Below are 25962 nucleotides of genomic sequence, written 5' to 3' on the forward strand. Positions count from 1 at the left end.
GTCATGGGTTCCATTTGTTGGAGAGCGCAGGCCTTACGGTTTTCAGGTCCGGCAGGTTGTCGAGGAAATTGTCCGGGTAGTAACCGAAACTGGTCGCCCCCTGACGCTTGAGCCGGCCCATCCAGTCGGCCAGTTGGGCGCCATCGATGTCGGCCTGATCCTTTTTCGTCCAGTCGCGGGCCTGCAGTTCGAACACCGTTCGATCCAGCGCGCCGGGGCGTTGCTTGATCTTTGCCACCAGTTCTTCGAGCCACGGGCCGGATTGCGCCTGGGTCTGTTTTTCCATCAACGGCATGGCCATCGGCGCCGTCCAGTCGTAGGTCACGAGGAAGTCGTCGAGGTTCTGCGCAAACCAGGCTTCGCTCTCAGGATTGAGCACCGGCTCGGCGAAGATGTTGCGTGCGGTCAGCACTTGCGGGCCACGGATCGCACGCACCTTCGCGGTCAATTCATTGGTGAAGTCGATCAGGTATTTGCTCTTGAACCGCGTCCAGCGCTGCATGGCTGCCGGATCATCGCGAAGCGCCGCAATGGACCCCGGCAAGCCGTGCGCGGCATAGGCCTTCAGGGCCTCGGGGCTGGCGTCTTCGAAGTCCGACAGCACCGCGTCGTCGTGATAGAGAATGCCGTCGACCGAGGTCAGGCGCGCCACGTCTTCGTAGATCTCACCGATGATCTGCCGTACTTGCGGATCGAACGGCGACAGGCGTTGATACTGGCCCGGATCGACCGAGGTGCTGCCGGTCTTCGGATCCCAGCGCGTGACACGCGGCAGCTTCGAATCGAGGCCAAAACTCAGGACCGGCATCCACGCGAACACTTTCACGTGCGCCCGAGTCCGCAGTTGCCAGGCAACGCGGTCGAAGATGTCGGCGCGCACCGGCAGATGCCGGTTAGGGAAGTACAGCGAGTGCACCAATCCGTCGCCCTTCGGATCGGCGAAGGCCTGCAGGAACACAGTGTTGGCGCCCATGTCGGCCATGCGCTGGATCAGCTTGCCGAGGTTGATCTCCTGCTGCGCCGGATCCGGGTCATAAACGTTGTCGAGATCGACATGGACCACACGCATGGTGAAATCCGACTGCGCCGCGACGATGCTGTTGGCGAAATGCTCGCCATCAGGATCGGAGGCGACCAAAAAGCGCGGGCTGCTCATCAGGTTGTCGAGGGCGTCGAGACCGTCGTCCAGGGTCAGGGCCATTTCGTAGCCCTGCTCGCCGACCACGGTCAGCGAAGTACCGTCCGCCGTGCCGTAGGGCCACACCCAGACTCGCGGTTTCTTGCCGGTGACCTTGCGGATCTTCTCCGAAATGGTGGCGACGTCGTTGCGGATTCGCGCCTGGAAATCGGCCTCGGATTCGTAGCGTTTGGTCACCGGGTCGTAACGCCGCGTGGCCGCCGCCGGCTGCATGTTGCCTTGCGGGTTGGCGAGGATGCCTTTGTGGCTGGCGTCGGTGTGGGCGGCGATTTCCACCAGCCCCGATTGCGAGATTTCCCGCACCTGGTCCCAGGTGAGGAAGTCCGAGCGTGCTCGCGGCGCACCGGCAAAATCCACCGGTTGATTGAGCGGCGTATCGATCCAGGTGCCGACCGGCGCCAGCAACGCGTGCCAGTTGTAGGCGCGCAGCACCGGCAGCACGCGGGTATAGAAGCTTGAGTAACCGTCGTCGAAACTGAGCAGGATTGCTTTGGCCGGCAATTCCGGGCCGCCCTTGCGCGCGGCCATGATCTGATCGACGGTGACCGGCTGGTAGCCGTTCTCGCGCAGCCAGGCCAACTGTTCGATCATGCGCTCGGTGCGCACCGCTACCACGGCCTGATCGGGGTCGCGGTCTTCGATATCGTGATAGGCGATGCCCAGCACGTGGTTTTTCGGCCACGGTTTTTCACTGGCCGCCAGCGGACGTTGCGACGGCGGCGCGAAGGCCGGGGCTTGCTGGGCGCAGGCGCTGATCAGCAGCACTCCCAGCAGAAGGATGAAACGCGTCATCAAAGGCATCTTCAAACTCTTCTAGAAGCGGAAAGTGAGGTCGACGAGCAGACGCAGATCGGTCTCCCGATCACCGTCGTAGGGCCGGTTGATCACACTGAACAAACCGCCCACCTCGAACACGTCGTTCCAGGCATAACGTTGGCCATAACCGAGCATCGCCATGCCGCCGGTGCCGTGGTCACGCTGGCTGTAGGTCCCCGCACCGGCCTGGAATTGCTGGCTCCAGGAGGTTTCGTAGCGGTGGTAGAGCACATGGTTGACGTTGACCGTCGGCATCACGCTGAAGTCCGACTTCGGGTTGAAGTACGGCACATCCTCGGAGTTGGAGTTGTGGCTGGTGCCGACTTCCAGACCGGCATCGACCTGCACGTTCGGCGCGCTGTAAACGCCCTCGCGTCCGGTGAGCAAGGCTTCGACACGGTTGTTGCCGTCGCTGAAGTGCGACGGGCTGACCGACAGTTTCCACTCCCGGCTCTCGTTGGCGCGCCAGCGGATGAACGCGTTGCCGCCATTGGCCTTGATGTCGCTGTTGAGGGCGCGCAATGGCGTCTCGGCCGACAGATAAGCGAAGCTGCCGCCGTACTGCCAGTTGTCGTTGATGTCCCGGGCGATCGCGATGCGTGCGCCCTGTTTGGCGCCGTAACCGTAATCGTGATTGGAAACTTCGGCTTCCAGGCTCATGTCGCGAGTACGCCGTTCCAGGCCGACGCGCTGGAAGCGGTCGGTGCCGGTGCCCTCGGCAAAGTCGCCGGTGGCATAACCGGCGCCGACGAACACCCGCCAGTCCTCATCGATCGGCGGGCTGTACAAGGTGCTCTGGATGCCGAAATCGCGGCTGCCACTGACCGCGCCCGCACCACCGCTGCCGCCGCCTCCGTTGGCCTTGCCGCCGTAGGCTTCGACGCGAAGTTCAGACATGTCATGTACTTCGCGCTCACGGGCCGCGCGCTGAACCTGACGGTTATCGGGGAAACGCTCGACCACGTCATCGGTCAGCGCATCCATTTGCCGCCACTCCTGCAGGGTCATCGCGGTGCGCGCCTGAGCGAGTTCCAGACCCATGTCGCGGGGCACCATGCTCTCGGTTTCCTTGAGCTGGTTTTCGGCGCGGCGTGGCCATTGGCGGGCCAGGTACAGATCAGCCTGGGCCAGACGCAGGCCGACGTTGCCCGGCGCCTGATCGACCAGGGCCTGCAGGCGCTCCTCGCCATGCGGCAAGTCGGAGCCGTAGGTGCCGGCCTGCGCCGCGAGCTGCTGGGCGTCCATCCATTCGTCGTTGGGGTTGCCGATGGGCAGGCCCTTGAGTTCGATCCGCGGCTTCTGGCTCTTGGCCAGATCCTCGGCGACTTTGCGCGCTTCATCGGCGCGGTCGCTTTCCAGCAGCGAGTAATACAACGCGGTGGTGTCTTCGAGGCGATCACCGGCATCGGCATCCGGTGCCGACAGCACCTGGCGATACAGATCGGTGGAGATTTCCGGCTGGCGCTGATCCAGGTAGGACGCCGCCACCCAGCGCAGGGCGTAGGTCGGAATCTTCACCCCTTCAGCCTGCAGCTTTTGATATTCGCTGAGGACCTCGGCAGTACGCGCCCGGGCCTTGAGCGCGCCCATGCGGTCGATGCGCCAGCGCACCACGTCATCGTGGGCGCTGGCGTCGGGGGTCCAGGTGGCGAGCAGTTTGTCGTAATCGGCCAACGCGCGGTCGGCGATCACGTAGCGTTCTTTTTCACTGCGGGTGGCAAATTCGGCGAGACGCACACGCTCGGCAGCCAGATCGCCTTCGAGGCGGCGCAGGGTGACCGGGTCGATCAGCCCCGGACGTTGATTGGCCAGACGCAGTGCCGGTTCCGGCAGCCGCGCCTTTTGCAAGGCGACCACGTATTCACGGGCGACATCCGGCTTGCTGCCAGCACGGATGAACGCCTGATCGTATTCGAACAGCGCGTCGTACTGCTTGCCGGCACGGGTCAGGGCGTAGCCCAGTGCGAGGCGGCGCGAAGGGTCATCCGGTTTGGCGGCGACCAGCGCCTTGGCGCGGGTCACGGCTTCGTCGGGTTTGCCCGAGTCCGCCTGGGTCAGGGCCAAGCCCAGTTGCATGTCGGCGTTGTCCGGCTCCAGCGCCAGGGCCTTGTTGTAGACCTGGATCGCCTGATCCCAACGCTTGAGGTTGCGATAGGCGCGTGCGGTGGCTGTCAGTGCCTGCACCGGCAGCACCCGGTCACGGCCCTGGGTTTCATAGACCTGCACCACCTCCGCGTCGAGGCCCGCCCAACTGGCGATCTGCAGGTGATCGCTGATCTGCCCGGTGGTGGACTGCCCGGGCGGCACCTGGCGCAGCACGTTCAGCGCCGGCGTGGTCTGCCCGGCCCGGGCATCACGCACCATCTGATCATAGGGCGTATCGGCAAACGCCAGTGCCGGCCAGAGCAACTGGCTGCACAGCGCTACACGAAACAACGGGCGTAAACCACGATGTAAAACTGGAACATCAATACGCGGCATTCGTCAGCATCCTTACATGGCCAGCCGGGTCGCAATGCCCCCCTTGCCCATTCGTAACGGAGACCGAGTCAAAAAAGACCCAGCCAAGCTTAGTCAGGCAGTCTTGCATGCAAGCGTAGTCGAATATCCAGAACGCAATAATTGTTCAGAATCGCGGCGCCGGCTCAGACGAAAACCCGAACACCAGACAGCAAAACGCCCGGCGTCCGTGGATCAGAGGCCGGGCGTTGCTATTAAAAGCGCAGGATTACTGCACTTGCGTGACGCCAGCGAACTTGCTCATCAGGAAGCCGACGAACTGCTCGACGGTCATCTTCTGGCCGTTGAACTCCACCTGATTGGCGGCGTAATGCAGCTTGGTCACGACATTGGTGCCATCGACGGTCGCCAACTGCGAACCGACTGCCATGCCGGAGAACATGTCGGCACCGGCGCTGGCCTGATCAACGATGGCTTTGGCGTCAGTCTGGCCGTCGAGCTGCGCCTGCACACTGAGCAGGTCGATCAGCATCGGCTTGGACACCTGAATATTCAGATCCAGTAGAGCGACCAACTGTTTGCCCAGTTGATCCGGCGGCAGATCCATCGACTGCGGCTTGGTCAGGTCAATCACCAGGCTGGCGCGGCTTTCACCGTTGGCGGTTTTCAGCGACAGGTTTTCCAAGGCGATCTGTGGACTGGCGGCCAGCAGTTTCTGCAGGTCAGCCTTGACCTGTGCCGACTCGGCTTCGGTCAGGTTCAGCTCCGGTGCCGGCAGGCCGGCTTCGGCAGCGGCGGCAGCTTCTTTCTCGTACGGCTGCAATTTGGTCTGGTAGATCTGCATCAGCGACATTGTCGACGGGATGTCGAGGTTCTTCAGGCTCATCGCCATGCTGGCCGAACCGATTTTCTTGTCGTTGAGGGTGACCTCGCCGACCTTGTAGTCAGCGCGGCCCGAGGCATTGCTGCCGCTCTCTTCGGTGAGGTTCTTCATTTCGAAGTTCTTCACGCCGAGCACCGACTGCTTGGGACCGAAGGTGGTTTTGCTGTTGGTCAGCTCCAGGGTGTTTTCCCCGGTGTAGTAGCCGTAGCTGCTCTTGGCGAGGTTGCTGGCCAGGGTCAGACCGTTGAGTTCGACCTGCACCGGCGCCTGATCCTGCGACACGGTAACCAGTTTCAGGCTGTCCATGTAGCCGTCAGCCTTGACCTTCTGCGCCTGGGCACTGGCGGAGATGTTCATGGTCAGGCCGGAGAATTTCAGGCTCGATTGCTCGTCCAGCGCGGTTTCCAGCGGCAGCAACTCGAGGCTGCTGGTGGTGGATTCGTCGTAGCCGATGTTGGTCACGCCCTTGAGCGGCGCGGCGCCCTTGGTGGCGGCAAACCATTTTTCGGTGGCCGGGCTCTTTTCCAGTTCGTAATTGCTGGTGGCCATGACCGGCAGCCATTTCAGCGATACCAGACGCGAGAACGGCAGCGGGCCGTGCTCGATGTGGTCGACAAACAGCAGCTCGACCGGTTGGTCGCCGAATATCTCGCCCTCACCCTTGAGGCGGTAGTGCGCGGTGCTGGTGAAGGTGTGGCGTTCCAGCGACACCAGTTCCAGTGACGCAGTGCCATTGGAGCCGGCCATCGCGGTCTGCAGCTCTTTGTTGGCGTTGCTGACGGCGTTGTTCAGCACGCCTTCGATCTTGGTCCCGGTGTACCAGGCCCCGCCAGCGCTGATCGCACCGATGGCAACAACAATCCCGAGAAGCACGCCTGCTGATTTATTCATGAATGACCTGATCAATGTCCGTGGCTGAAAGGTGGTCGTCTTCCCTGAACCCGTGACCGGGTCGCGGCTCGACTCCGCTGAAAGTGGTGAAAGGTTAGCACTCGCTCCCCCTGAGGGGTCGCTTTTTAATATCCCGAAAATAGCTTCGCTGTCACACCGAAGCCTACGTCGATGCTCCCCCCAAAAGCTGCCGCAAGTCCTTCATGCTGTTCTGGATCATCACTGATGCAGACTCTCCGTCATAACGGATGCTCGATTCGTAAAAGCTATAATCGCTCAAAGGCTGACGTACCGAAGATAACCAGTTGAAAGAACCCACGGCCAGCCAAGCGTCGTCCACCAAAAGCAATTTTGCATGCACGCTGCGGACCTTGGTATTGCAGAATTTCGCTCCGGCCTCTTTAAACAACCGAACACATTCGTCGAAAACGTCCTTCTTTTTCTGATCGGCGCTACACAACTCACGGCTGCTGATGACCACGACACTGACTCCACGGGCGCAAGCCTCGCGGATCAGGGTCAGCACGTCATCCTGTTTGATCGCATCTTTGGTGAGATAGGGCGACACGACTATCAGACGCTCCCGAGCAGTCTGGAATGCCGATCGCAGGGTTTTCCTGTGACCCTCAAGGTCGCTGATTTGCTCCGTAAAATGAGGGTCGTATGCCGGTACCAACCATTGCAGGGGAATCCCCTTGAGTTCGTTTCGCTCGTCCTTGAACAGGTGTTTACCCAGGATCGCAGAGGGGTTCTTGCCGACGGGATTGAATAGGTTCATGTTGCCGAACACCAAAAAGGCGTCCTGCGCCCGGGAGATAGCCACGTTCAAAAGCGAACCAGCGTCCTTGTCGAAAAATGGCGAACCTGGCTCGGTGTCCAGACCATAAGTCGGGGAAAAAATAATCACCCTGCGTTCGGCACCCTGCAGACTGTGGACAGTGCCTACCGTAATGCCGTGATCCGTACCGAGGCTGCGATCCAGCGCCTGACGGATTGCCGAAGTTTGCGCCGCGAAAGGCGTCACCACCGCCACCAGGTCCTTGAACGGTTTTTTGTCTTCGGCGAATGAGGATTCGATTTCCGCACGATGTTCTTGCAACCATTGGCCGATTACTTGTGCCTCGACCAGGTTGCATCTGCTTTTGCCGACACGTTGATCAAGACCCGTCAGATGGACATAACCCAGACTCGGATTAAATCGTCGCGGGCCTTCTTCCCGGCAGGGTTTCAACAACTGCTTGTAGACCAGTTCGTTGCAAATTTCGATGATGTCGCGCCAGCAACGACGATGCTCACTGAGAAACATCCCACGGCCGCGTTTCGCGTGTTTGGTGTAGGGCGTAGCCTGCTGGGCGACCTGCATCAGATTGCCGCTCGATGCAGACTTTCCCGACTCGGAAAATGCATCCCAGCCCTTGTCCATCAGGCCGAAGTGCTGCGCATTCGCCAGATCAATCGACTGCGGCAAGCCATGCACGGGCGCAATCTGATCGACATCACCGACCACCATCGCCCGTTTGGCCAGCGCGAAAGCAGGGATGCCAATCTGAGACGCGACCTGACCGGCCTCATCGACAATCAACAGATCAATGCAATTGAGCAAGGGATGGTACTGCCCGCTCCAGCCGCTGTAGCGGTTAGGCAGCGAGTAGAGCGTCACGACCGAACAAGGAAACAGCTTGGCCAAGCGGCGATACTGGCGTTCGATTCGCTCTGGCGACTGTGTGTCTTGCACCTTGGAAAAACGTGCAAGGGTTTCTTCAATTTCCAGCAGATAACGTGCCTCCCAGTAATGCGTGGCCCATTTGAACGCGTCGAACCGGAGGCCCATGTCGAGCGTATTTTGAATGGCCACTGTTTCAAACTGGCCCTTGGCGCCGCTAAAACTTTCCAGACGAGCGACAATTTCGTTGAGTGTGGCGAGGGATTCACGCACCGTCGTCAGTTGCTTTTGAAGCTGTTCCTCACTTTTCGATAACGCCGCCGCTTGCTCTGTTATCAGCGCATCGAATGCCTCGCGGCTATCGATCCGATGAACCTTCGACCCCAGTGACTCGCCGTGATCGATTGCGACTTGAGCAAAGAAGATTTCGTCGCGTCGGGTTCTGAAAGACGTCAGGCCGCACCAGGCCAGAAACGTCAGGAACACATTTTCCTGGCCTACATGACGCTTCCAGGCCAGCTTTGACTTCTGGACATCGAGCAGCTTGTCCGTAGCCTGTTCAAGCGCTTTTACCCCCTCGTTGATAGAGGCCTGAAGAACCACGCGCGCCTGGTTGACCATTTCCTCGGAAACGCTCGTATCGCCGAACAGCGCGTTGAGCGCGATCAGGTCGTTCGTCACACGCTCGATAACGCTGCAGCAGTTGTCAAGTCGGGCATGCAGCTGCGTCATTGCCGTTTCGAGTGTCGGCTCGCGCAATGGTCCTAGTGCCTTTTGTGCACATTCAAGAAAATAATCACGGGCCCGCTCAAGACCCTCTGCTTTTTCCGTGATCTGAAAGTCGTGCACAGAATGCTTGCCCATGCCTTTCAAGGCATGGACCCTGAATCCCTGCTTATCGTTTTCTCGGCTCTTGGCGGGCAAATAGAGACCGTAACTTTCAAGGTCTTTGATCCAACGTCCAGCCAGCGGCCCTTCTCGCTCCTTGACCTTGGCAAAGGCTTCAAGAATGTTTAGAACGGCCTGATTGTTGGTAGACGAAGCGACAATCAGTGGCGGCTCCTGTTGCGCCCGCGCATGTTTGATCCACAGGGATGCAATAACACTCAACAACAACGTGGTTTTACCGGTACCCGGAGGACCATCGACGGCCGTCACAGCATCGGGCAATGAAAAAAAGTGCACCAATGATTCCCGCTGGGATGGAGAAAGTCCGTAGCGGCACTCCATTTGCCCCAGATGCTCGATCGAGCCGACAAGTTGCTGCTCAGCACTGAGAAGGGGTTTCTCTGCGGCGGGCGTGATCAATGTTTCGAGCAAGCCCAGCGTGGTATCGCTGTCATGACGCAAATGATCCAACAGCGTCTGGATGTTTTGCGTCGCGCCTTTGGCGGAGGTAGCGAGCATGATCAGCGGATGATTGAGCCTTTCGTACTGGTCAACCTGAAGGGTTTCCCAATCCTGCCCACAGACATCCTGGCAAAACTTCCGGGCGTTCTGAATAAGACCATTCCAGTCTGTCGCACGAGGCAGTCGGGCATACACCAGATCAACCTCTTGCACCGTGCCGACCGTTACCTGGTAGGCGCTTGGCTCAAGAAAATTGCGGGGCGTGACGGGCAGCCGATTGTCCGGGTCAATGCTGAGTTTGCCGTTGCGCTCCAACAATCCGAAGAAGAACAGTGGCGCGATGACCTCAGGCAAGAGCTTGCTCGGGTGCCCGTGCTCCGGCCGCAAGCCAAAAAGAAGTGGGCAGACAATAACTCTCAGCGGCCAGCCCTCATCGGCGTCAACCTTGGGCGGGATTTCGGCGTTTTTGGGCTTGGGCCGTTGCCCATACAGCGCTTTGCAGCAATGGCTGGAAAGCTCGCCGCTGATGATTTCGTCCAGAGTCAGGGCGCGCGACGCCTTGTCCAGCTCCGGCATCAAATTGCAGGCATCCGCCAATGCGGCGCTCAAGTATCCGAGGTGAACCTTTACATTCCCTTGCATCAGTTTTTGCAGCCGTCATGAAAAATCTGCTGCCATTATGCCAGCAGGGCCGGAAAACCCCATCCCGGGTTTCTCAGGAATACTGAACCTCGATCTCATCCAGTTGATGATCAAAGCTCTTGAGTCGCGCCGTCCAGGTATACACCAGCACTTCAAAATTCCGATCGATCACCGCCCCGCCCGGCCCGTCGGCCCGGGGGTCGCAGAAGTCCAGCTGATAGCGCTCACGGGCCATGGCCGTGGCGACATCCGACAGTTCGCGGGCATTGTTGAGCCAGTGCCAGCCTTCGTCGGCAATCTGCTTGTCAAGTTCCAGGCACTGTTTTTTCAAGGCTTCGAGGCTTTTTTCCAGCGGCGTGCCGGTGAGTTCGCCCATGACTTCGGCGAAGGTACGTCCCGGTTGCCAGTAACTGCCCCAGAAGTAGCGATCGAACACGGTTTCGACCCGGCGCAGGGCGACTTTGGTGTCCCAGATCAGCACCAGGGTCTTGCCTTGTTCAAGTTGTCTTTTCTTGACTCGCTGCACCTGGATCGACGCCCAGGCCACGACGACAATTGCCATCACCGCGATCAACGCCGTGGCGCTGTCGAGGAAGACCATGGCCTTGTCGATCTGATGGGCCAGCATGATGCCGTAGAAATAGGTGGCCGACAGCAGCACCAGCGCTACCAGGGCGCACCAGAAGCCGAGAGCGTAAGGGTTTTTCATTATTGGTTTCCCCTAGACCAGCGCTAGCAATGTGCGCTGAAAGGGTGCGTTGCACGGGGCACCCTTTCAACACTTCAAAGCATAGCAACGGGTTCAGGGTTTGCTGGCGCTTGAGGCTTGCGTTCGTCCGCTTTCCCAACCGCCACCAAGGGCGAGGAATAAATCGATCTGGCTCATGGCGACCTGGGTGTTGGCGGCGGCCAGTTGCGCGGTGACGTCGGTGTAAGTGCGGGTCGCCTGCAGGTCGGCGAGGAACGACTCGCGCCCGGCCTGGAAGAAGCGGTGGGTCTGGTCCGCCGCCAGTTTCGCCGACTGCTCGGCATCCGCCAGGGCGTCGCGGCGTTGCAGCAGCGCGCTGTATTGGGCCAGACCGGTCTGGGTTTCGCGGATGGCGTTGAGCACCACGCCGTCGAAATGCGCCAGTGCGGCCTGGGTGTTGGCCTCGGCTTCACGGATCCGCGCACGGGCGCCGTTGGTCGGCACCTTCCAGCTCAACGACGGGCCGAAGCCCCAGCGATTGGTCGACGGATCGCCCAAGTCGTCAATAAGACCGACGGTGCCGATGGTCGCGCCGATACTGATGTCCGGGTACAGCTCGCCCGTAGCGACGCCGATGCCCGCTGTCGAGGCCGCCAAGCGACGTTCCGCCTGACGGATATCGGGACGACGCTTGAGCAGCGCCGCACCGTCGCCCACCGGCACCAGTTGGGCAATTTTCGGCAGTTCGGCACAGGTGGCGGTGCCGGCCGGCAGTTGATCGACCGGTTTCGCCAGCAGCATCGACAGGCGGAACAACCCGGCCTGACGCGCTGCCTCATAGCGCGGCAGGTCGGCGCGCAACGACTTGAATTGGGTTTGCGAACGGGTGACCTGGGTCTCATCACCACGCCCGGCATCGCGCAGACGCTGGATCAGCGTGGTGCTCTGCGATTGCAGGTCGAGGGAGTGCTGGGCAATTTCCCGCTCTTCGTTGGCCGCGCACACTTGGGTGTAGGCGCGAACCACGTCGGCCACCAAAGTGATGCGTGCGGTGTCAGCCGCCGCTTGCGTCGCATCGGCGTTAGCCTTCGCGCCTTCGATACCGCGTTGCAGGGTGCCCCACAGATCGAACTGATAAGACGCGCTGATGCCAATATCGCCGACGTTGTCGACCGGGACTTTTTCCGGCAGCAAGAACGCCTGCCCGGATTCCTGCAAACGCTGCGCGCCCATCTTCACGCCTGCGCTCCAGCCACCCGCCGCTTCAGCCTCATCGACTTGCGCGCGAGCCCGTTGAAGGTTCGCCGCCGCCACGCGCAAATCAGTGTTGGACGCCATGGCTTGCTGCACCAGTTGATCCAGTCGCGGATCCTTATACAGCCGCCACCAGTCAGCAGGTACCGGCGCTGACACCACCGGTTTGCCCTCCACCGCCAGTTCGCCCTGAAAGTCCTTGCGCTGTACCGCCGCGTCAGCGGGCAGCTGATAGTCCGGCCCGACCATCTGACAGGCCGAGAGCATCATGCCCAACCCGGCGATCATCAGGGCCCTGTTCATTGCGCGGGCTCCTGCGTTCTGTCGTCGATGATCGACACGGTCGCGGTACGCCCGGCGATCATGCGGAAGTCTTCCGGCACCTCGTCAAAAGCGATACGCACCGGAATCCGCTGCGCCAGGCGCACCCAGCTGAACGCCGGGTTGACGTTCGGCAGCAGGTTGTTGCCGCTGGTGCGGTCACGGTCTTCGATACCGGCGACGATGCTTTCGACATGCCCGCGCAGCCTGGCTTTATCACCGATTACGCGGATATCCACCGACTGGCCGACATGAATGCCGTCGAGTTTGGTTTCTTCGAAATAGCCGTCGATGTGGAACGAATTGCTGTCGACCACCGACAACACTGGCCGCCCGGCGGTGACGAATTCCTGCACCCGCGGCGCACGGTCGTTGACGTAGCCGTCCACCGGGCTACGGATCACCGAGCGATCAAGATTGAGCTGCGCGCTGTCCACCGTCACCAGCGCTTCGGCCAGCGCCGACTGCGCCCGGGCGACTTTCGATTGGCTTTCTTCCAGTTGTTCGGCCGGCACCAGATTGCCCAGGCCACGGTTACGCTTGGCTTCGCGCTGGGCTTGAGCCAGGGTTTCTTCGCGATCGGCAACCGCCGCTTTAGCCTGACGCAGGGCCAGTTTGAAGCGGTCCTGATCAATGCTGAACAACACCTGACCACGTTTGATCAACTGGTTGTCCTTGACCTCGACCTGCTGGATCAGCCCGGACACGTCCGGAGCGATCTGGATGATGTCGGCGCGGATGTGGCCGTCGCGGGTCCACGGCGCAAACATGTAATACATCACCATGCGCCAGACGAGGACGACGGCAAAAGTCACGATCAGCAGGGTCAGTACCACGCGACCGATGGTCAGAAACGGTTTTTTCATGTCATCAGGTATCGACTGAGTGAGTCCACGCCGTACAGCATCACGGCGTAGAGAGCCACGTTGAACAATGCCCGGTGCCAGACCAGACGGTAAAAGTGCAGGCGCGTGAGCACGCCATGCACCAGCACAAACAACACATAGGTGATGCCCATCAACACCAGCAGGGTCGGCAGGAAAATGCCGCTGATATCCAGATCACCGATCATAGGGGCGCTCCATCGGGCAGCGGTTCTTCGGCATCGCCCGTGCTGACAAATTCCACGCCGGGCAACAGCGCCAGACGCAAACCGCTCAGGGCATGCAACAGGTTTAGCCGGGTTTCTTCGTCGCCGTGACCTTTGAGGGCGCGGCGGGCACGGTCCATGGTCATCAGCAGCGGGCTCGGTGCCGGCAGGCGTTCGCCGGCCTTGAGGCAGGCGCGGAAATATTCGCCGACCTCAGCCACCACTTGTTGCAGCAGGGCATTCGGCGCGCCTTCCACCCGCGGGGTGTAGGCCAGCAGATCGAGCAGGTTGAGGCCGACGCGCACTTCACGCATGGCAATGCCGGTGTCCTGACCGGTCATGGCCAGACGCGGCAGGTGCTGCATCAAACGGTCAAGCAATTGCACGCCCAGTTGCCGGTGCTCGGCGAGGTTGGCCGGCTCGGTCATGTGCACGATGTCTTTCCAGCTGAAGCGGGTCAGGCGCTTGGCGGCCAGCTCGACGCCGAACGGACGGGCGATCAGGGTCCAGATGAACGCGAACAACAGGCCCATCGGGCCGGCCAGGTTGGAGTTCACGAAAGCGAAGAAGTCCGCGTCGTAGGCGCCCTGAATGCTGATGAACGACGAGGTGTTGACCAGCGTCAGGAGCATGCCGAGGTAGAATCGCGGCTGTACCGTCAGGGTACCGACGCAGATGAACGGAATCGCAAAGGCCAGCACCAGCATCGGAAAATCGTGCAGGTTCGGCAGAATCAGAAACAGGTAGAGACTGGCGAACAGCACCGACATTCCGGTCCAGAAAAAGAACCGGTAGATCTGCGGCGCCGGGTCGTCCATCGAGGCGAAGAAACTGCACGCTACCGCCGCCAGAATCACCGCGCTGCCGCCGTCCGGCCAGCCGAGCAGAATCCACAGCACCGAGGCGACGATGATCGCCAGAACGGTCGAGGCCACCGAATACAGCATCATCCCGCGGTCGAGAAACGGCGTCAGCCGCCCGAGGCGCCAGTGCCGGTAAACCGCGCGCCAGCTGTCCTGGCGCTCGCAGAGAATCGCGTCCTGCAGACTGCGGCAGTCCTGCCACAGATCGATGAATTCGCCGAGGCGATAAATCGCGTTGGAGAACAGCAATTGCTTGCGATCTTCCAGCGCCTCGCAGCTTGGCTGCAGGGCCTGAAGTTGATCCTTGAGCGCCTGCCACCGATCAAGATCGGCGTCGTTATGGCCGAGCCATTGCTGGGTCGCGGTCAGCAGCGGGGCAAACTTTTCCACCAGTTCCGGCGTGCGCCGTTCGAGGGCGTAGAGCGAGTCTTCCAGAGCGTCGATCACCGGCAACAGGTGGATCATCCGCCCGCGCAGTTCCTTGGTGTTGCGCACGGTTTGCGGTCGCGCGCCTTCGTGGGGCAACTGGCCGATCATCAATTCGAGACTGTTGAAATTGGCGACCATGGCCATGCGCAGCACGGCGATCTGTTCCGGCTGCACGTCGCGGCTGAGAAACTTCAGGCTGTAGGTGGTGGCGTCAGCGAACCACTTGCCCACCGCGTCGTTGAACACCGGCGCCAGACGCCGCGGCCAGAACATCGCGCCGACCACCGCCGCCACGGCGATGCCGAGAAAAATCTCTTCGGTGCGCGCCTCCGCCACGTCCCACACCGCCAGCGGGTTATCCACGGTCGGCAAGGCAATCAGCGGTAATGTGTAGCCGGCCAGCATCAGCGCGTAGTTATTGGCGGTGCGCAGGTGCAGCGAGAGGAACAGCAGAATCCCCGTCCACAAGGCAATCACCACCACCAGCACATACGGACTCTGCACGAACATCGGCACGAACAGCACCGCCGCCGCCGCGCCGAGAAAAGTACCAATGGCGCGGTACAGCGCCTTGGAACTGGTCGGGCCGAGAAACGGGCTGGAGACGATGTACACCGTGGCCATCGCCCAGTACGGACGCGGCATTTGCATGAGCAAGGCGATGTACAGCGCGATCATCGACGCTGCAAAGGTACGGACCCCGTAGAACCAGTCCCGGGCCGGAGGAATGCCGGAGAAAAAACCGTTCAAGAATTGATCACCACAGGCGGATTGGCCGCCTCAAAAGCTCGCAGTACCCGAAGCGTAGCTTCCAGATCACTCTGGTCGATGCCTTCGAGCACTTCATGACGCAGACGCACCAGTTCGATCTCCACCGCTTGCACCAGTTCACGGCCGGTGTCGGTCAGGCTCAGGCACTTGGCCCGACGATCCTGTGCATCTTCGGTGCGGCAGACGTAGCCGGCGTGGCACAACTGATCGAGCAGACGTACCAGCGACGGACTCTCCATCCCCGCCGCCTGCGCCACTTGCACCTGACGCACACCCTCGCCCAGCCGCCCGATCATCAACAACGGCACGGCGCAGGCTTCGGAGATGCCGTAGTTGACCAGCGTGGTCTGGCAGATCTTCCGCCAATGCCTGGCGGCCACCACCATGGCACTGCTGATGTTCATCTGGAGAGCGTCGAGGGAATCGGGCACGGGAAAATGCACACTGTTAGTTTGCTAACTATCAATATCGCATTGACGGGGAATTTCAGTCAAGTTTTGAAACAAATAGGTTGTCAGGGGAGAAAAACGCCGAGGTTGGACGACTCAGCGTTTTTTGGCTTTCTCATAGACACTGCTGCGCTCGCGTTTTCCCACAGCGACTACCGAAACGACGATTCGCTCATCTATCACTTGATAGACCAGACGGTAACCAGAAGCCTTCAGTTTGATTTTGTAGCAGTCAGGCATTCCATGAAGCGCATCAGCCGATACCCTTGGCAGCGATAACCTTTCAGCGAGCTTTTTCTTGAATTGATCTCGCAGCGTATGACCCAGCTTGTTCCACTCCTTATGAGCAGACGGTAGAAATTCGAGCTTATAGGTCATCCAGGTTTACCGAAATGGGTGTTTCATGACTGCGGGAACGGACGATCTCGGCCAGTTCCAAATCATCAAGCCGCTCCATCATGGCTTCGTAAACATCGGCTGGCACCATGTAACCCATGACGCGATTATGGTTCAGCACAGCCACAGCACCACCCTGTGCGCCACTCAACACTGCTGACGGATTTTTCTTCAATTCGGAAACACTGACCGCCATATCGGCAAGAACACTTTGCATAATAAAAGACCTCAATTGAGGTCGTGATATTGGTCTATTTAGAACTTTCAGACAACCGCAAAAACGATCAGCCGCTAAATGGTTGCAAAATAGTCACCCCTCCCGCCCCTTGCGCAACAACACATTCAGCTGATCCACCACTTCCGCCCAATCCGCATCATCAAGAATCTCATCCCGCAAGAAATCCGCCTGACTTTTGCTCCAGAAAAACGCGTCCGCCAGATGCAGTTCGGGTTTGAGCGGGGAATGGGTGGCGATGAATTGGTCGATGCTGGTCGGGTCGTTGTCCATTCCCAGTTGTTTGAACAGGGACGGCAGGCTGTGAGTTGGCTGCTCCATGGAGGACTCCTTCAAGAATGCGGTGGGTGGGAGATTATTCGCGAGCAAGCTCGCTCCCACAGGTTGAGCGCATTCCCCTGTGGGAGCGAGCTTGCTCGCGAAGGCGTCGGCAAAAGCGCTGCAAATCCTACTGACTCAACTCCCGCACCTCGGCATGCGGCACCATTTTCAGAAACTCGGGCATGCTCATGTGCAGCAGGTAGTTGTGGTTGCCGGCTTCCAGGTAGATGTCTTTCTGCCGGGTCAGCAGCGGGTCGATGACCATGTCCAGGCCGTAGGAATCACCGAGCGGCGGCACCGCGCCGCGTTCGCAGTCATTGAAGATATGCGCCAGGTTGCTCTCCCGGGTGATCTGCCATTCGCCGCGAATGCGCACTTTACTCAAGTCCAGATGCCGACTGGCCGGCAGCACGGCCATCAGGTAATGCCCGTGGTGGTCGTCGAGAATCACCGACTTGGCTACGCGCTCGGCGGGCACCCCGGAAACCCGCGCGGTTTCCAGGCTGCTGGCCGAGTGGCGGTGGGCCACGATGTCATATTCGCAGTGCGCCCGATTCAGGCTGCTCTGCACTTTTTTTGCCATACGCATGCTGCACCTCGGTGTCCCGCTGAACGTTATGACTGTTCTGCTGAGTCTAGTCCGGCAAGGCATTGGCGAAGGGAAATCCGCTCACTGGACACATCTGCTCATTGAGCAGAATTCATCCAGCGCCAAGCTCAACTAGACTTAAGGAAACACCCCCATGACTCTCCCGGAGGGTCACGTGAACAGCCGATGTTGCACGTTTTTCCTGATACTGCTGACCAGCGGCTCGGCCCTCGCGGCTGACGTCCCGCTGACGGCGGTCAATCCGGTCGGCCTGTGGCTGATCACCCTCGGTATTGCCTTTCTGATCGCCGAAGCGGCGCTGCCCAACTACGGGGTGATCGGCCTCGGCGGGATCATCATGTTCGTCATCGGCGCGCTGATTCTGGGCAGCGCCGAGTTGCCGGTGCCGATGATCATCAGCCTCGGCCTGCTCAGCGCACTGCTGCTGATCGCATTGATCGTCCGTGCCTTGAAAACCCGCCCGCGCCACGCCGTCAGCGGCGATGCCGGGCTGGTCGGCAGCGTGACGGCGGTGACCGCCGTGCAAGCGCAAAACGCCCACAACGGTTGGGTGCAATTGCAGGGTGAACACTGGCAAGTGCACAGCACGACACCGCTGCACGCCGGGCAATCGGTGCGCGTGGTCGGGCGAAATGGCTTATTGCTGAAAGTCGCCGCGACTGACGCGGTGCGACACGGAGAGTGATCATGGGTCTGCAAATCGGTTTTGTTGCACTGCTGCTGTTGGTGATAGCCCTCGCCGGGTCGACCTTCCGCATCCTGCGTGAGTACGAGCGCGGCGTGGTGTTCCAGCTCGGACGCTTCTGGCAGGTCAAGGGCCCGGGGCTGATCCTGCTGATTCCGGTGGTGCAGCAAATGGTCCGCGTCGATCTGCGCACCGTGGTGCTCGACGTGCCACCGCAGGACGTGATCACCCGCGACAACGTTTCGGTGAAGGTCAACGCGGTGCTGTACTTCCGCGTGCTCGACCCCCAGAAGGCGATCATTCAGGTCGAAGACTTTCTCTCGGCCACCAGCCAACTGGCGCAGACCACCCTGCGCGCGGTGCTCGGCAAACATGAGCTGGATGAACTGCTGGCCGAACGCGAGCAGTTGAACATCGACATCCAGCAGGTGCTCGACGCCCAGACCGATGCCTGGGGCATCAAGGTCGCCAACGTCGAGATCAAGCACGTTGACCTCAACGAGTCGATGGTGCGCGCCATTGCCAAACAGGCCGAAGCAGAACGGGAACGGCGGGCCAAGGTGATTCACGCCGAAGGCGAACTGCAGGCTTCGGAAAAGCTCATGCAGGCCGCCGAAATGCTCGGCCGTCAGCCCGGTGCGATGCAGTTGCGCTACATGCAGACGCTGAGTTCGATTGCCGGGGACAAGAGTTCGACGATTGTCTTTCCGTTGCCGATCGAATTGCTCAAGGGGATGGCGGATTTGTCGGGCAAATCCTGAGCCTGCGATCACCCGCGCGGTTTATCGGTGCTCGGCTCCCTCACGTACAAGCGTGCAAAAGCGCCGCCTGCATGGACATCGCTCTGCCGTTGCCAGCCTTCAGGCAACGCCGCAAACTCATCGGGTTCATCCAGCGTGCCGATCAACCACATCCGCGTGCTGCCCTTGGACACCTCGCCAAGCTGATCGAGGAAAACCTCTTCGCCGACCAAAGTGCCAAATCCGTAGGCATTGGGACGCGTGGAGCGCCCATCCGCCGCTGGTGGCGTGTACAGACGGATCTGCGCGTCAGTGCGGTTGTAATAGATGTAGCTGAGGTACCACATCATGTCGCTGGTGACGATCCGGTCACCCTCGGTGAAGTGTCGATTGACGTAGTCGACCAGCACGCTGAACTGATCATTGCTGTCGACCGTGGCATTGTTCTTCACACCCACCAGTTCGACCCCGACGAACAACATCAGAATCGCCAACGCCAGCACGCGAGAGCCGGTGTACAGCCGATCGACCGCCAGCGCCACCAGCATCGGCAACCCCAACGCATAGGCCGTCACGTACCGCTCGATGAACACCGGCGAGATGAACGACACGCCAAACACCAGCAGAATCGGCATCACGCTGTAGCACAGCAACAACAAGCTGCCGCGGAAAACGCTGCGATCACGATGCAGGGCAACAGCAATCACGGCTACCAGCGCCAATGGCAAAAGCAAAAACAGCCACCCCGGCAAGGTCATGCCGTCGTCCTGGATCAGCAACGACCAGACCATCGACGGCAATGAGCTGAGGGTCACCGGATCTTCCCAGCCAATGTCATTGCTGGCCTTGAGTTCCGGGATGTGCTGCAGCAGATCAAGCAGGTTTGGCACCCACGGCATGTACAGCAACGCGATGCTCAAGTTGGCCAGCCACCAGGCCGGACGCTGAATATGCCGCAGCCGATACCCCGGCTGCACGCGCACCGCTGTCAGATACAGCCAGTGGCTGATCACGCACAGAACGGTGAAGTAGTGGGTGTAGAACGCTGCCGTCATCAGCAACGCATAGGCCACCAGATAGCGATGCCGACGCGGCTGGCGCACCCAGTAGACCAGCGCGATCGTCGCGCCGATCAGCCACATGCCGAGCAGCGAATACATGCGCACTTCCTGGCTGTAGCGCACGGCCGTGGGTAACAACGCCAGCAACAGCCCGGCCAGCAACGCAGCGCGACGGGTGGCGAGCAGATCCACCAGCCACACACCGAGGCCGACGGTGATGATCCCCGGCAGCGCACTCATCAAGCGAATGGACAGGATGCCGTCACCGAACAGCCCGATCCAGCCGTGCAGCAGCAGGAAATACAGCGGTGGGTGCACGTCGTGGGCCGCTAGCCCCCAGATCTCGGCCAGTGGAAACTGGCTCAGCAGGACGCTGGAGCCTTCGTCGAACCAGATCGCCGCCGCCGTCAGGTCGAAAAAACGCACCGCCGCCGCGAGCAGCATGATCGGTAACAGCCAGTGCTCTCTGGCCCAGCGAAGCAGACGCAAGGCCACCAGCCATGCACCCGGGACCGCGCGCGGATCCTGCGTGTCGCCAACCGGCGTTTCTCTGTGTGCCGCCATTGCATCCTCTTGCTGTGCCGGAATATCGCGAACGGATGGAGCCGAACCTGCCCGTCACTTTAGGTCAGCCACGGGAGGGCCGTCGATGGCGGTGTGCGCTTTCACGACATCCGGCACCCCGGCCAATCCCAAACAGCCCTCGGCATTTCCAGTTCAGGCCATCAGCGTTGCGCCATCTCCCCCGCCGGATACACCGACTCCCAGCCCCCGCCCAACGCCCGGTACAACCCGACCATCGCCAGCGAAACGCCGGTCGAGCTTTCCACCCACTGCTCCTGAGTCGCCAGCAACGCGCCTTGAACGGTGAGCACGTTGACGAAATCGACCACGCCTTCGACGTACTGCTGCTGCGCGGTGCGCAGGGCGATCTGGTTCTGGCGTACGGCTTCGGCAAGGCTGTCGCGGCGGCGTTGGCTGGCGTTGTAGGCCGTCAGCTGGTCGTCGATTTCATGCCAGGCGCGCAGCACGGTCTGCTGGTAGGCGATGGCCGCTTCCTGTTGCTGGGCTTCGCGCAGTTGCAACATGCCTCGCAGGCGTCCGCCGTCGAACAGCGGCAGGCTCAATTGCGGGCCGATACCGAAAGCGCGCGAGCCCCAGGAACCGAAATCGCTCAGCTGCATTGCCTGCGAGCCGAGGTTGCCGGACAGGGTGATGCGCGGATAGAAATCGCCCTTGGCCACGCCAATATTGGCGGTGGCAGCATGCAGGCGCGCCTCGGCCTGTCGGATGTCCGGACGGCGTTCGGCCAGTTGCGACGGCAGGCCGATGGCGACTTGCAGCGGTGACTGCGGCACGGCGGCATCTGTCGATAACTCTTTGGCCAGCGCCTGGGGCGCTTCGCCCATCAACAGGCTGATCGCATTGATCAGTTGCGACTGGCGTTGTTCGAGCGCCGGCAGGCGCGATTCGATGGCCGCAACCTGTGCGGCGGCTTCGGCGACGTCGAGATCGGTCGCTACACCATCGTTGAGGCGCAGTTGCGACAGCTTGAGGCTGTGCCGGGCGACGTCAAGGTTCTGCTCGGTGACCGCGCGGGTGTTCTGCACACCGCGGAGCTGGATGTAGTTCTGCGCGGTGTCGGCCAGAACCGCGAGCAACACGCCGCGACGGTCGTTTTCGGCGACTTCGAGGTTGGCGTCGGCGGCCTCGGTTTCCCGGCGCACGCGGCCCCAGAAATCCAGTTCCCACGAGGCGGAGAAACCGGCATCCCACAGGTTGAAGGCGGAATCGCCGTTGTGCCCGGACGGGTCGCTCAAGCCCTTGCCGCTGTTGCGTTGGCGAGCGTAGCTGCCGGTCGCCGCAGTGGTCGGATAACGATCCGCGGTGATCACCTGGCGCGCGGCGCGGCTTTGTTGCAAACGGCTGCTGGCCAATTGCAGGTCGAGGTTGCTGCTCATCGCCCGCTGAGTGAGGGCCGAGAGTTGCGCATCATGGAAAATCTCCCACCAGCGTTCGCTCAGCGGTTCGCTGACCACCTGACTAGCGGCGGCCTTCGCGGGTTTGGCCCAGTCGGCGATCTGCGTGACTTCGGGCTTGTGGAAGTCCGGGCCGACGGTGCAGGCACTGAGGCCAAACAAGCTCACCACAACAAGTGACTGAAACAGACTTTTGTGGCGAGGGAGCTTGCTCCCGCTCGGGTGCATAGCACTCGCGATTTTTGCGGTCGCTTCGCAACCCAGCGGGAGCACGCTCCCTCGCCACAGGTTTTTATGCAGAGTCATCGCTGAGTTACCTCACGCTCCGACGCCGCCGGACTGCGGGTATCGATGCTCGCCTCCACCGACATGCCCACACGCAATCGCTCGGCCAACGGCTGACCCGGTTCGAGCATGATCTTCACCGGAATCCGCTGCACGACCTTGGTGAAATTACCGGTGGCGTTGTCCGGCTTCACAGCGGCGAAGGTCACGCCGGTCGCCGGGGCGATACTCTCGACGCGGCCGCTCAACGCTTCGCCGCCGAGACTGTCGACGCGTACCTGCACGTCTTGCCCCGGCTGCACGTCGGTGAGTTGGGTTTCCTGAAAGTTGGCGATCACATACGCCTGACGCAATGGCACCACCGCCAGCAGCTTGCTGCCCGGCGTGACATAAGCGCCGACACGCACCGCGCGCTCGCCGACCATGCCGTCCTGCGGCGCGGTGATGCGCGTGTAGGACAGCTCGAAACTGGCGATTTCCAGCGCCGCTTGTGCGTGCTTCAGATTGCCTTCGGCAGCATCGCGCTGCGCCGTGAGAATCTCCACCTGCTTGCGCTCGGCCGCCAGTTTCGCGCTGGCAGTGTCGAGCCGAGCGCTCGCCTGATCGATGCGCGTGCGGGCCTGTTGCGCGTTCTGCACCGTGCCGGCACCGACGCCAGCGAGGTGGTTGTAGCGATTGAGTTCCTGCTGGGCGAAGGCCATTTCCGCCTTGGCCGAGACCACCGAAGCCTGGGCCTGAGCGATCACCGAGGTCTGCCGTTCCAGCGTCGCCCGGGCGTTTTGCAACTGGGCACGGGCGACCAGAGTCTGTGCATCGGCGGCTTCAGCGGCCGCACGCAAATCACGGTCATCGATCAACGCCAGCAATTGCCCGGCCTTCACTTGCTGGTTGTCTTCCACCAGCACTTCCTTGATGAACCCGGCCACGCGCGGCACCACCAGGGTGTAGTCGGCGGAAACGAACGCATCGTTGGTGTTTTGCTGAGTACTCTTGCCGAACAGTCCCGGCACCGCCAGGTACAGCAACACGCCGACCGCCAGTGCGGCGGCCACGGCCACCGCGAGTTTTTGCTTTGCTTGAGTCGTCATAAAAACCTTCGGTATCAGTGAAGCAATCAGGTCGGCGCGCGGGGCGGAAAGATCCGCGTCGGCAGCCAGAAAATCAGCAGGATCAGCGCCACTGCGACACCAGCCATGCACACATAGAGATCAGAAGAAGTCAGCACCACGGCCTGTTCGTGCAGACGATGGGCAAGGCCCGGATCGCTGCGATCGGCCAGCGGTGAGTTGCCGAGGTTGTCGATCAACATGGTCGAATGGAAATGCAGGCGCGCGGTGGTCAGCGCCTCGATGACGCCGGTGGCGATCACCGCCGCCAGGCCTTTCACCGTGTTGAACCACGCCGAAGCGAACGGCCCGTCCTGTGGCTGGATGCTGCCGGTGGACAACATCAACAACGGCAGCACCGACATCGGCTGACCGAAAATCTGCAGCCATTGCAGGACGTAGAAATTGTCGCGAATCCACTCCGAGGTCAGCAGCGAGCCGCCCAGGCAGGACAGGGTCAACATGCTCAAACCGATGCCGAGCACCCAGCGGCAATCGACCCAGCGCAGGTTGCACAGCGCCGCCACCAGAGGCAGTGCGATCAACTGCGGCAACGCGGCGATCAGCATGATCGGCGCAGTCTGCACCGGGCGATAACCCTGCACCTGCGCCAGATAGCTCGACGGAATCAGCACCACCGCCTGCAATACCACCAGCACCCCGGCCAGGGTCATCAGCGCGAACGACAGGTTGCGGATGCCGAGCATCTGCAACTTGAAAAACGGAACCGGCTGCGACCATTCATTGATCAGAAACGCCACCAGCAACAGCGAGCCGGCACCGAGCAACGCGCAGATCAGGTTCGATTCGAACCAGTCCAGCCGATTGCCCTGGAGCAAGCCGATCACCAGCATGCAGATCGCCGGAAAACCCAGCAGCAGGCCTTTCCAGTTGAACGTCTTGAGGCGCTCCAGGCGCAGCGGGTCCTGCGGAATGCCCCAGGCGACCATCGCCATGGCGATCAGGCACGGCACGATGATTTGCCAGAACGTCCATTGCCAACCGACGTATTCACTCCACAAACCCGCCAGTGGCGTGCCGAGCCCGGGGCCGAACGTCGCCGTCAACGCGTAACCGGCCAGGCCATAGAGTTTGAAATTGGCTGGCAGAAAGCGCAGGGCGACGGTCATCAGCATCGGCGGTAGCGCACCGCCGGCCAGCCCTTGCAGGGTACGCATCAGCAGCAGGCTTTCATAGTTGGGGGCGAACGGGCACAGCACGCCGAGCAGGGTAAACAGGCTGATCGCGCAGAGGGTGAAACGGCGCAGCGAGAAGGTCACCGAGCACCACGGTGCAAACGCCATGGCCGCCACCGAGGTTGCGGCGTAGCAGGACACCAGCCAGGTGCCTTCGTCGTAACCAATGTTCAGCGCGCCACGGATGTCGGCCAAAGCGACTTTGGTCACCATCTCGTTCAGACCCGAGACCAGCACCGCCAGCAACACGCCAACCAGGCCGGTGATGATCCGCGCGCCGAACACCGGTGGCGCGGCCGCCGTCGCCGGACTGGCCGCAGCGACAGGCGCCGGGGCGGTCAGGGATGTCATGAATGCACACTCCGGAGGGAAAAATACCGGAGCATCTTAGTCGGGCTTAGTGCTGACGAAAATTGACTTATTGGCAGGTTATAAGTGCGTCAGACACAACGATTTTCCTGTAGGAGTGAGCGTGCTCGCGATGGCGCCATTTCAGTCGATACTTTTGGCGACTGATACACCGCTATCGCGAGCAGGCTCACTCCTACAGAGATTTGCGTGGTTTGTGGGATCAGGGTTGCGCGGCCAGCCACGTCTCGTCACAACAGGCCTTGAGCGTTTCACGCAGCCAGCGGTGCGCCGGGTCTTTGTCGAAGCGCGGGTGCCAGGCCTGGGTCAGCATCAGGGTCGGCAACGGGATCGGCAGATTGAACGAGCGCAGCTTCAGGCCCAGTCGACGCACGCTGAGCAACGCTTCCTTGGGCACCGGCAGGATCAGGTCGGAATCCGGCAAGGCAAACATCGCCGCGTGGAAACTTGGCGCAATCACCGCCACCCGCCGCTCCAGGCCCAAGGCATTCAACGCGGTATCAATCGGGCCGCGAGCAATGCCACGGCGCGACATGCTGATGTGCGAGTAACCGGCATAGCGCTCAGCGGTGATTTCGCCGTCGAGCAGTGGATGATCCTCACGCACCAGGCCGACGAAATGCGTGGAGAACAGGTTCTGCACTTTGACTTCCGGGGTCACCGGACGGGTGTTGCTGACACTCAGGTCAATCCGCCCTTCGCGCAGCGCCTCGTCGTCGCCATCGCCTTCGGGGACGAAGCGCAATTCGCAGTGCGGCGCCTGCTGGTCAAGGGTGTCGAACAGCTTGCCGCCGTACACGCCGATGAAAAAGTCATTGGCGCGGATGCTGAAGCGCCGGCGCAGGGTGCCCAGTTCCACACTGTCGGCGGAGCGAAACAGCAGCGCCGCCTGCTCGACGACATCGCGCACCTGCTCGCGCAATTCGAGGGCTTTGGGGGTTGGCACCAGGCCACGGCCAGCGCGCACCAGGATCGGGTCGCCGATGGCTTCGCGAATGCGCGTCAGGGTGCGGCTCATGGCGGCGGGGCTGAGGTTCATCCGCCGTGCGGCGCCGACCACACTGCCTTCGTCGAGCAGGGCGTCGAGGGCGACCAAGAGGTTCATGTCCGGGAGTTGCATGCAGAGCACTCGTGGCTGATCTGGATTGATCCGGGTGCAATGCTAGCAAACATCTCTCAAGTTAAGCGGCGCCAATTAAAGACGCTATCGC

21 protein-coding genes are annotated in these 25962 nt (G+C 61.1%); 2 read left to right on the plus strand and 19 right to left on the minus strand.

The window, feature by feature from the left end:
- Position 1: 1 nt before the first annotated feature.
- The 14 genes from pgaB to PMI25_RS19690 all read right to left on the minus strand — a co-directional run bounded on the left by pgaB (position 2) and on the right by PMI25_RS19690 (position 17309).
- Positions 2-1999, minus strand: coding sequence for a poly-beta-1,6-N-acetyl-D-glucosamine N-deacetylase PgaB (pgaB, locus tag PMI25_RS19625; protein WP_007961456.1), 1998 nt, complete (start codon positions 1997-1999; stop codon positions 2-4).
- 12 nt (positions 2000-2011) lie between these two features.
- Complete coding sequence (gene pgaA, locus PMI25_RS19630) at positions 2012-4495, minus strand: poly-beta-1,6 N-acetyl-D-glucosamine export porin PgaA (RefSeq protein ID WP_007961458.1); 2484 nt, start codon at positions 4493-4495, stop codon at positions 2012-2014.
- Between the two features lie 247 nt (positions 4496-4742).
- The gene (locus PMI25_RS19635) at positions 4743-6248 is read right to left on the minus strand and encodes a YdgA family protein (protein ID WP_007961460.1); all 1506 of its coding nucleotides are present in this window, start codon (positions 6246-6248) and stop codon (positions 4743-4745) included.
- 163 nt (positions 6249-6411) lie between these two features.
- The gene (locus PMI25_RS19640; protein WP_160165324.1) at positions 6412-9870 is read right to left on the minus strand and encodes an AAA domain-containing protein; all 3459 of its coding nucleotides are present in this window, start codon (positions 9868-9870) and stop codon (positions 6412-6414) included.
- A 106-nt stretch (positions 9871-9976) separates the two neighbouring features.
- Positions 9977-10612 carry a hypothetical protein gene (locus PMI25_RS19645; RefSeq protein ID WP_007961465.1) on the minus strand — a complete coding sequence of 212 codons (636 nt, stop codon included), beginning with the start codon at positions 10610-10612 and terminating at the stop codon, positions 9977-9979.
- Positions 10613-10705: 93 nt separating this feature from the next.
- Positions 10706-12148 (minus strand): efflux transporter outer membrane subunit, encoded by a 1443-nt coding sequence (locus PMI25_RS19650; protein ID WP_007961467.1) that lies wholly within the window; start codon positions 12146-12148, stop codon positions 10706-10708.
- Complete coding sequence (locus tag PMI25_RS19655) at positions 12145-13032, minus strand: efflux RND transporter periplasmic adaptor subunit (RefSeq protein WP_007961469.1); 888 nt, start codon at positions 13030-13032, stop codon at positions 12145-12147. The genes PMI25_RS19650 and PMI25_RS19655 overlap by 4 nt, the downstream gene beginning before the upstream one ends.
- A complete protein-coding gene (locus PMI25_RS19660; protein WP_007957657.1) occupies positions 13029-13238 on the minus strand; it encodes a DUF1656 domain-containing protein in 210 nt (69 codons plus the stop codon). Before PMI25_RS19660 ends, PMI25_RS19655 begins: the two co-directional genes overlap by 4 nt.
- Positions 13235-15298, minus strand: a complete 2064-nt coding sequence (locus PMI25_RS19665) for an FUSC family protein (RefSeq protein ID WP_007961471.1) — start codon at positions 15296-15298, stop codon at positions 13235-13237. Before PMI25_RS19665 ends, PMI25_RS19660 begins: the two co-directional genes overlap by 4 nt.
- The gene (locus PMI25_RS19670; RefSeq protein WP_007961473.1) at positions 15295-15723 is read right to left on the minus strand and encodes a MarR family winged helix-turn-helix transcriptional regulator; all 429 of its coding nucleotides are present in this window, start codon (positions 15721-15723) and stop codon (positions 15295-15297) included. The genes PMI25_RS19665 and PMI25_RS19670 overlap by 4 nt, the downstream gene beginning before the upstream one ends.
- A 141-nt stretch (positions 15724-15864) precedes the next feature.
- Complete coding sequence (locus tag PMI25_RS28225; protein ID WP_007961475.1) at positions 15865-16146, minus strand: type II toxin-antitoxin system RelE family toxin; 282 nt, start codon at positions 16144-16146, stop codon at positions 15865-15867.
- Positions 16136-16381, minus strand: coding sequence for a type II toxin-antitoxin system Phd/YefM family antitoxin (locus PMI25_RS19680; protein ID WP_007961477.1), 246 nt, complete (start codon positions 16379-16381; stop codon positions 16136-16138). Before PMI25_RS19680 ends, PMI25_RS28225 begins: the two co-directional genes overlap by 11 nt.
- Before the next feature lie 93 nt (positions 16382-16474).
- A complete protein-coding gene (locus PMI25_RS19685; RefSeq protein ID WP_007961479.1) occupies positions 16475-16720 on the minus strand; it encodes a DUF2789 domain-containing protein in 246 nt (81 codons plus the stop codon).
- A gap of 127 nt (positions 16721-16847) precedes the next feature.
- Positions 16848-17309, minus strand: a complete 462-nt coding sequence (locus PMI25_RS19690; protein WP_007961483.1) for an aminoacyl-tRNA deacylase — start codon at positions 17307-17309, stop codon at positions 16848-16850.
- A gap of 175 nt (positions 17310-17484) precedes the next feature.
- Here PMI25_RS19690 and PMI25_RS19695 point away from each other — a divergent pair, with 175 nt between their 5' ends.
- Entirely contained in the window at positions 17485-18015 is a 531-nt protein-coding gene (locus PMI25_RS19695) for an NfeD family protein (RefSeq protein ID WP_045122133.1), read from the plus strand.
- A 2-nt stretch (positions 18016-18017) separates the two neighbouring features.
- A complete protein-coding gene (locus tag PMI25_RS19700; protein WP_003220464.1) occupies positions 18018-18776 on the plus strand; it encodes a slipin family protein in 759 nt (252 codons plus the stop codon).
- An 8-nt stretch (positions 18777-18784) separates the two neighbouring features.
- Here PMI25_RS19700 and PMI25_RS19705 read toward each other — a convergent pair whose 3' ends face one another.
- The 5 genes from PMI25_RS19705 to PMI25_RS19725 form a co-directional block, all read right to left on the minus strand.
- Positions 18785-20380 (minus strand): glycosyltransferase family 39 protein, encoded by a 1596-nt coding sequence (locus tag PMI25_RS19705; RefSeq protein WP_007961491.1) that lies wholly within the window; start codon positions 20378-20380, stop codon positions 18785-18787.
- A 161-nt stretch (positions 20381-20541) separates the two neighbouring features.
- Positions 20542-22023 carry an efflux transporter outer membrane subunit gene (locus PMI25_RS19710; RefSeq protein ID WP_052026402.1) on the minus strand — a complete coding sequence of 494 codons (1482 nt, stop codon included), beginning with the start codon at positions 22021-22023 and terminating at the stop codon, positions 20542-20544.
- A gap of 74 nt (positions 22024-22097) precedes the next feature.
- The gene (locus PMI25_RS19715) at positions 22098-23168 is read right to left on the minus strand and encodes an HlyD family secretion protein (RefSeq protein ID WP_007961493.1); all 1071 of its coding nucleotides are present in this window, start codon (positions 23166-23168) and stop codon (positions 22098-22100) included.
- Between the two features lie 26 nt (positions 23169-23194).
- The gene (locus tag PMI25_RS19720; protein WP_007961494.1) at positions 23195-24733 is read right to left on the minus strand and encodes an MFS transporter; all 1539 of its coding nucleotides are present in this window, start codon (positions 24731-24733) and stop codon (positions 23195-23197) included.
- A gap of 220 nt (positions 24734-24953) precedes the next feature.
- On the minus strand, positions 24954-25871 hold the full coding sequence (locus PMI25_RS19725) for a LysR family transcriptional regulator (protein ID WP_007961495.1): 918 nt from the start codon (positions 25869-25871) through the stop codon (positions 24954-24956).
- Positions 25872-25962 lie beyond the last annotated feature (91 nt).

Source organism: Pseudomonas sp. GM30 (assembly GCF_000282275.2).
GTDB lineage: Bacteria > Pseudomonadota > Gammaproteobacteria > Pseudomonadales > Pseudomonadaceae > Aquipseudomonas.

Coding starts and splice junctions, on each gene's coding strand:
- PMI25_RS19645 (WP_007961465.1), bottom strand. CDS start 10,612: ATGAAAAACCCTTACGCTCTCGGCTTCTGGTGCGCCCTGGTAGCGCTG.
- pgaB (WP_007961456.1), bottom strand. CDS start 1,999: ATGCCTTTGATGACGCGTTTCATCCTTCTGCTGGGAGTGCTGCTGATC.
- PMI25_RS19700 (WP_003220464.1), top strand. CDS start 18,018: ATGGGTCTGCAAATCGGTTTTGTTGCACTGCTGCTGTTGGTGATAGCC.
- PMI25_RS19660 (WP_007957657.1), bottom strand. CDS start 13,238: ATGATCGGTGATCTGGATATCAGCGGCATTTTCCTGCCGACCCTGCTG.
- PMI25_RS19705 (WP_007961491.1), bottom strand. CDS start 20,380: ATGGCGGCACACAGAGAAACGCCGGTTGGCGACACGCAGGATCCGCGC.
- PMI25_RS19650 (WP_007961467.1), bottom strand. CDS start 12,148: ATGAACAGGGCCCTGATGATCGCCGGGTTGGGCATGATGCTCTCGGCC.
- PMI25_RS19680 (WP_007961477.1), bottom strand. CDS start 16,381: ATGCAAAGTGTTCTTGCCGATATGGCGGTCAGTGTTTCCGAATTGAAG.
- pgaA (WP_007961458.1), bottom strand. CDS start 4,495: ATGCCGCGTATTGATGTTCCAGTTTTACATCGTGGTTTACGCCCGTTG.
- PMI25_RS28225 (WP_007961475.1), bottom strand. CDS start 16,146: ATGACCTATAAGCTCGAATTTCTACCGTCTGCTCATAAGGAGTGGAAC.
- PMI25_RS19685 (WP_007961479.1), bottom strand. CDS start 16,720: ATGGAGCAGCCAACTCACAGCCTGCCGTCCCTGTTCAAACAACTGGGA.
- PMI25_RS19690 (WP_007961483.1), bottom strand. CDS start 17,309: ATGCGTATGGCAAAAAAAGTGCAGAGCAGCCTGAATCGGGCGCACTGC.
- PMI25_RS19635 (WP_007961460.1), bottom strand. CDS start 6,248: ATGAATAAATCAGCAGGCGTGCTTCTCGGGATTGTTGTTGCCATCGGT.
- PMI25_RS19715 (WP_007961493.1), bottom strand. CDS start 23,168: ATGACGACTCAAGCAAAGCAAAAACTCGCGGTGGCCGTGGCCGCCGCA.
- PMI25_RS19670 (WP_007961473.1), bottom strand. CDS start 15,723: ATGAACATCAGCAGTGCCATGGTGGTGGCCGCCAGGCATTGGCGGAAG.
- PMI25_RS19720 (WP_007961494.1), bottom strand. CDS start 24,733: ATGACATCCCTGACCGCCCCGGCGCCTGTCGCTGCGGCCAGTCCGGCG.
- PMI25_RS19725 (WP_007961495.1), bottom strand. CDS start 25,871: ATGCAACTCCCGGACATGAACCTCTTGGTCGCCCTCGACGCCCTGCTC.
- PMI25_RS19710 (WP_052026402.1), bottom strand. CDS start 22,023: ATGCACCCGAGCGGGAGCAAGCTCCCTCGCCACAAAAGTCTGTTTCAG.
- PMI25_RS19655 (WP_007961469.1), bottom strand. CDS start 13,032: ATGAAAAAACCGTTTCTGACCATCGGTCGCGTGGTACTGACCCTGCTG.